Source organism: Niastella caeni (genome assembly GCF_004834005.1).
GTDB classification, from domain to species: Bacteria; Bacteroidota; Bacteroidia; order Chitinophagales; family Chitinophagaceae; genus Niastella; species Niastella caeni.
Genome location: NZ_STFF01000003.1, coordinates 927499 through 933959, shown reverse-complemented (window position 1 = coordinate 933959; position 6461 = coordinate 927499). Strand labels below are relative to the sequence as shown.

At 35.8% G+C, this 6461-nt stretch carries 7 protein-coding genes; all 7 read left to right on the top strand.

Annotated elements, in window-relative coordinates; all coding sequences use genetic code 11:
- Positions 1-314, top strand: a 314-nt coding sequence (locus tag FAM09_RS14845; RefSeq protein ID WP_317130690.1) for a group II intron maturase-specific domain-containing protein, incomplete at its 5' end; no start/stop codon positions are given.
- Positions 315-597: 283 nt separating this feature from the next.
- Positions 598-1512, top strand: coding sequence for a tyrosine-type recombinase/integrase (locus tag FAM09_RS14840; RefSeq protein ID WP_136577891.1), 915 nt, complete (start codon positions 598-600; stop codon positions 1510-1512).
- Positions 1513-1696: 184 nt separating this feature from the next.
- Positions 1697-2773, top strand: a complete 1077-nt coding sequence (locus FAM09_RS14835) for a nuclease-related domain-containing protein (protein ID WP_136577890.1) — start codon at positions 1697-1699, stop codon at positions 2771-2773.
- 258 nt (positions 2774-3031) lie between these two features.
- Positions 3032-3730, top strand: a complete 699-nt coding sequence (locus FAM09_RS14830) for a HEAT repeat domain-containing protein (protein ID WP_136577889.1) — start codon at positions 3032-3034, stop codon at positions 3728-3730.
- 1 nt (position 3731) lies between these two features.
- Positions 3732-3920 carry a group II intron maturase-specific domain-containing protein gene (locus tag FAM09_RS31570; RefSeq protein ID WP_136577919.1) on the top strand — a complete coding sequence of 63 codons (189 nt, stop codon included), beginning with the start codon at positions 3732-3734 and terminating at the stop codon, positions 3918-3920.
- 283 nt (positions 3921-4203) lie between these two features.
- Positions 4204-5118 (top strand): tyrosine-type recombinase/integrase, encoded by a 915-nt coding sequence (locus FAM09_RS14820; RefSeq protein WP_136577891.1) that lies wholly within the window; start codon positions 4204-4206, stop codon positions 5116-5118.
- Positions 5119-5302: 184 nt separating this feature from the next.
- Positions 5303-6379: a nuclease-related domain-containing protein gene (locus FAM09_RS14815; protein WP_136577890.1), complete on the top strand. Its 1077-nt coding sequence runs from the start codon at positions 5303-5305 to the stop codon at positions 6377-6379.
- Positions 6380-6461: the final 82 nt, after the last annotated feature.

Below are 6461 nucleotides of genomic sequence, written 5' to 3'. Positions count from 1 at the left end.
GAGCAGCCAGAGATAAGAAAAGTGAATGTTTCACTAGTTTTCTTCCTGCAGTAAGCAAAAAGTCGATCAAAGCAATAAAGGAGAAAGTAAAGGCCTGTCATGCACTTGAAACAACGACTGTCAATTTAGTAGAAATAGCGAATGAACTGAATCCAAAAATAAGAGGATGGTTCAATAGCTATGGCAAGTTTTATCCGTCCGAGCTCAAACTCAGGCTAAGGTATATAAACCATCGGCTGATGTTATGGGCTCGTAGAAAAGCTACGAAAGAGCCACTACTATTTGAACACTGGAAGCAAGGTGTGATTCCCTAATGTTTGACAATGAAAAGCCGTATGAAGCGAGAGCTTCACGTACGGTTTTGTGAGAGGTTTGGACTGAAATGTCCTTATCTACTCGACCTGTACGCAGAACAAGCATGTCGTGTCCAAAAGCTAAAAACCAGGAATATGGATAAAGTTGTATTAAAACCACTTTTTACAGGAACAGGGAATGTATAGGCGTATATTTTGGTAATAATCAGGCATTGAAGAACTGAAACCTTATCTGGAATTAAAAAAGAAAGGAAACCCGGTAAGCCCGTACTTATCAGTAAACATGTCGGTATTTCAACCATCTATAACAACTATTCAGCAAAACCGTTTAAAAATTCAGACGACTATTTCATCTGTAAATAAACATGTTTTGCCAGCTATGGAACAAGTATTAAAGTTGAAAGCTTATAGCTCCTCCACAATCCGTACTTACCTGAATGAAATGACGCAATTACTAACTATCGTCAAAGATATGCCTGCTGATGAACTGACACCAGACATGCTTAAGCGATACCTGATTTATTGCTATGAAAAACTGGGACTAAAGGAGAATACTTTACATAGCCGAATTAACGCAATGAAGTTTTATTATGAAAAAGTTTTACGGAGAGAAAAGTTTTTCTGGGAAATACCGAGGCCCAAAAAGCAATTGATTTTACCCAAAATATTAAGTGAAGATGAATTGGCAAGGTTATTTAATGCATTAAACAACTTGAAACATAAAGCCATGTTGTTTACAGCATACAGTGCGGGATTAAGAGTAAGCGAAATAACAGCACTAAAAATAAAGCATATTGATAGTGGCCGGATGCAGATATTTGTGGAAAATGCGAAAGGGAAGAAAGACAGATATGTAAACTTAAGCCCAGTGCTGTTGGATATATTGAGGTCGTATATAAAAAACTATACTCCCCAACCCAAAGAATATCTTTTTGAATCGGAACAAACCGGAACCTTATACCCTATCCGGACAATTCAAAAAATATTTCAGACAGCAAAAGGCAAAGCGGGGATAAAAAAAGAAGTGGGTATACATTCGCTCAGACATAGTTTTGCCACACATTTACTTGAAAAAGGAACAGATATAAAATACATCAAGGATTTGTTAGGCCATTTTAACATTAAAACTACCGAGCGCTATCTGCACATTAGTAAGAAGGCACTTATTAATATTGAGAGCCCTTTGGATGATTTGTAGCGTAGCGGAAAGGTTGACTGGTAATAATATTATTTTGTATTTGTGCCGTAACAATGAAAAAGGCGAATACTACAACTTTGATTATCAATAAGGATTTTTTTAGATGAAGCCGGTTAACGGCGTATATTTAAGTGTTAGCAGCAATAAGTTCAGGACACAACCATCAAAATTTTGACAAAGAAAAATGTGCAAAGTTCATAACTCTGTTGGTTGTTTAACAACGGTAAAAACACATTTAAAGCGACACAATATAAATGGGTTCAATTCTTTAAACGAGGTAATTAGTTTTCAAAAGAACTTTCCGACTTTAAGACAGCAAATTATTTCAGACCACGAACAAATGATAGAAAAGGAAAAGGTTACTCTTGCTGCAGAAATTTCACAGTTAGAAATTGCTATTAAAACAGACAAAGCTCACTTTGAAAACAGTTTTCTTAGTGAGATTGAAGAGGTTAAGCAAAAGCTAATCAGCTTATCCCCTTCAACTGGTTTGAATTTTATTAAAAGATTTGTCAACTATACAAAGCGTCGAACTTATACTAAGAAACTTCAAGATTTAGAAGCCAACTTGAATAATAATGTGAATTACGCTATAAGGGAATTAGTTGGTCAACATCAGGTCAAAATTAATCGTAACAACTATATCACTATGTATTTTAGCAACGCCGTTAACGAAAGCTCTTTACAAATGATAAAAGAACTTGAGCATAAACAGCGTGTAATTGACGAAGTGAAAAATTCAATTTATGGAGCATTGGGTGAACATAAAGTTGTAAAAGAATTAGAAAACTTATCTGACGAAAATGTTCTAATAAATGACTTTTCCCTAAGTTTTCATCCAGCTATCTACAATCGGCAAGAAAATGACTATATAAAATCAATTCAAATTGACCATTTGCTTGTTACGCCTTCTGGACTTTTTCTTATTGAGACGAAAAACTGGAGTGAAAAATCATTAAAGAGTTTGGATTTGCGTTCTCCGGTTCAACAAGTAAAACGAACAAACTTTGCACTCTTCAAAACACTAACCGACAATATTTCAAGTGGCAGACTAAGACTTCAGCAACATCATTGGGGAGACAGAAAAATACCAATAAGAAACCTAATTGTATTGACCAATTCAAAACCAAACGATGAGTTTCAGTATGTAAAGGTTTTGACGGTAAGTGAACTTCTCAACTACATTGGATATTTTAAACCAATATTCACAAGTGCTGAGACACAAACCATTGCAAATTATTTGCTCAATTTGAGTGACTAAAGCATTTCACACAAAGGGCTGGACAACCGAGAATCTTACTGCTGCCAACAAAAGTATTTGCAAAAGCAGGGCTGGACAATAAAACATCAGCTATGGGCAGGCATCAACTGAGGTTCGGGCACGACGTTAAATGTTCACTTTAGTTCTTAACTTCAACAATATATTTTCAAATGGGCATTTGTATCGGGCGGAACAATCAATGAATTCCCTGTCTTCGCAAATACTCGAACGTTATGCGCAATTTGCACAGTCTTAATTATGACACGACCGGACACATTATATGGTTTAGACATTCCGTACGACAAACCGGTAGACGAACTTGTTCAACTTACCAAAGAACCACCACCCGTTTGCTGGAATGCTTATACTGCACTTGCTCTCAACAGTTCAGACAAAGCTATTAACGCATTAAGCGGTTTGCTGACAAATCAAGACTGGACACATCTTCGTTCTGCTATTGAGGCGATTGGTAAAAATGAAAAGGGAATTCAATTAGAAGACAAACTGCTTGCTTACTTGGACAACCCACATCAATTTGTTGTGACAGCAGCAATAAACGCTTTATCAAATTTGAAGAGTGCAAAAGCTCATAACAAGATAAAATTATTGACTAAAGCAGAAAACATAGAAGTTTGTAAGACAGCCATTACGGCACTATCAAATATTTGGTCAGTTTCTGACTTTGACTTCTTGCTTCAACTTGACAAACTTACCAGAGACGAAAGTGTAAGAAAAAGTATTGGTTTTGTTTTAGCGGAGCATGTTGATAAGAACAATTGGAATGACTTCTTTACTCATTACAACAGTGACAGCATCGCAAGACACAGAGAGTGGTCGTTGTGTTTTGCCGGCGAATTTGCAAATGACGAAAAGCTTATTGAGCCATTTCTAAACGACAAAGACGGACACATTCGTAAACGAGCACAAGCATTCATTAAGACAACAAAAAGCGCCTAACATTGGTTTAATAGCGAATGAACTGAATCCAAAAATAAGAGGATGGTTCAATAGCTATGGCAAGTTTTATCCGTCCGAGCTCAAACTCAGGCTAAGGTATATAAACCATCGGCTGATGTTATGGGCTCGTAGAAAAGCTACGAAAGAGCCACTACTATTTGAACACTGGAAGCAAGGTGTGATTCCCTAATGTTTGACAATGAAAAGCCGTATGAAGCGAGAGCTTCACGTACGGTTTTGTGAGAGGTTTGGACTGAAATGTCCTTATCTACTCGACCTGTACGCAGAACAAGCATGTCGTGTCCAAAAGCTAAAAACCAGGAATATGGATAAAGTTGTATTAAAACCACTTTTTACAGGAACAGGGAATGTATAGGCGTATATTTTGGTAATAATCAGGCATTGAAGAACTGAAACCTTATCTGGAATTAAAAAAGAAAGGAAACCCGGTAAGCCCGTACTTATCAGTAAACATGTCGGTATTTCAACCATCTATAACAACTATTCAGCAAAACCGTTTAAAAATTCAGACGACTATTTCATCTGTAAATAAACATGTTTTGCCAGCTATGGAACAAGTATTAAAGTTGAAAGCTTATAGCTCCTCCACAATCCGTACTTACCTGAATGAAATGACGCAATTACTAACTATCGTCAAAGATATGCCTGCTGATGAACTGACACCAGACATGCTTAAGCGATACCTGATTTATTGCTATGAAAAACTGGGACTAAAGGAGAATACTTTACATAGCCGAATTAACGCAATGAAGTTTTATTATGAAAAAGTTTTACGGAGAGAAAAGTTTTTCTGGGAAATACCGAGGCCCAAAAAGCAATTGATTTTACCCAAAATATTAAGTGAAGATGAATTGGCAAGGTTATTTAATGCATTAAACAACTTGAAACATAAAGCCATGTTGTTTACAGCATACAGTGCGGGATTAAGAGTAAGCGAAATAACAGCACTAAAAATAAAGCATATTGATAGTGGCCGGATGCAGATATTTGTGGAAAATGCGAAAGGGAAGAAAGACAGATATGTAAACTTAAGCCCAGTGCTGTTGGATATATTGAGGTCGTATATAAAAAACTATACTCCCCAACCCAAAGAATATCTTTTTGAATCGGAACAAACCGGAACCTTATACCCTATCCGGACAATTCAAAAAATATTTCAGACAGCAAAAGGCAAAGCGGGGATAAAAAAAGAAGTGGGTATACATTCGCTCAGACATAGTTTTGCCACACATTTACTTGAAAAAGGAACAGATATAAAATACATCAAGGATTTGTTAGGCCATTTTAACATTAAAACTACCGAGCGCTATCTGCACATTAGTAAGAAGGCACTTATTAATATTGAGAGCCCTTTGGATGATTTGTAGCGTAGCGGAAAGGTTGACTGGTAATAATATTATTTTGTATTTGTGCCGTAACAATGAAAAAGGCGAATACTACAACTTTGATTATCAATAAGGATTTTTTTAGATGAAGCCGGTTAACGGCGTATATTTAAGTGTTAGCAGCAATAAGTTCAGGACACAACCATCAAAATTTTGACAAAGAAAAATGTGCAAAGTTCATAACTCTGTTGGTTGTTTAACAACGGTAAAAACACATTTAAAGCGACACAATATAAATGGGTTCAATTCTTTAAACGAGGTAATTAGTTTTCAAAAGAACTTTCCGACTTTAAGACAGCAAATTATTTCAGACCACGAACAAATGATAGAAAAGGAAAAGGTTACTCTTGCTGCAGAAATTTCACAGTTAGAAATTGCTATTAAAACAGACAAAGCTCACTTTGAAAACAGTTTTCTTAGTGAGATTGAAGAGGTTAAGCAAAAGCTAATCAGCTTATCCCCTTCAACTGGTTTGAATTTTATTAAAAGATTTGTCAACTATACAAAGCGTCGAACTTATACTAAGAAACTTCAAGATTTAGAAGCCAACTTGAATAATAATGTGAATTACGCTATAAGGGAATTAGTTGGTCAACATCAGGTCAAAATTAATCGTAACAACTATATCACTATGTATTTTAGCAACGCCGTTAACGAAAGCTCTTTACAAATGATAAAAGAACTTGAGCATAAACAGCGTGTAATTGACGAAGTGAAAAATTCAATTTATGGAGCATTGGGTGAACATAAAGTTGTAAAAGAATTAGAAAACTTATCTGACGAAAATGTTCTAATAAATGACTTTTCCCTAAGTTTTCATCCAGCTATCTACAATCGGCAAGAAAATGACTATATAAAATCAATTCAAATTGACCATTTGCTTGTTACGCCTTCTGGACTTTTTCTTATTGAGACGAAAAACTGGAGTGAAAAATCATTAAAGAGTTTGGATTTGCGTTCTCCGGTTCAACAAGTAAAACGAACAAACTTTGCACTCTTCAAAACACTAACCGACAATATTTCAAGTGGCAGACTAAGACTTCAGCAACATCATTGGGGAGACAGAAAAATACCAATAAGAAACCTAATTGTATTGACCAATTCAAAACCAAACGATGAGTTTCAGTATGTAAAGGTTTTGACGGTAAGTGAACTTCTCAACTACATTGGATATTTTAAACCAATATTCACAAGTGCTGAGACACAAACCATTGCAAATTATTTGCTCAATTTGAGTGACTAAAGCATTTCACACAAAGGGCTGGACAACCGAGAATCTTACTGCTGCCAACAAAAGTATTTGCAAAAGCAGGGCTGGACAATAA

What these genes read in the sequence shown, in the direction of transcription:
- FAM09_RS14835 (WP_136577890.1), top strand. Translation starts at nt 1,697, where the DNA reads ATGTGCAAAGTTCATAACTCTGTTGGTTGTTTAACAACGGTAAAAACA.
- FAM09_RS14815 (WP_136577890.1), top strand. Translation starts at nt 5,303, where the DNA reads ATGTGCAAAGTTCATAACTCTGTTGGTTGTTTAACAACGGTAAAAACA.
- FAM09_RS14830 (WP_136577889.1), top strand. Translation starts at nt 3,032, where the DNA reads ATGACACGACCGGACACATTATATGGTTTAGACATTCCGTACGACAAA.
- FAM09_RS14820 (WP_136577891.1), top strand. Translation starts at nt 4,204, where the DNA reads ATGTCGGTATTTCAACCATCTATAACAACTATTCAGCAAAACCGTTTA.
- FAM09_RS14840 (WP_136577891.1), top strand. Translation starts at nt 598, where the DNA reads ATGTCGGTATTTCAACCATCTATAACAACTATTCAGCAAAACCGTTTA.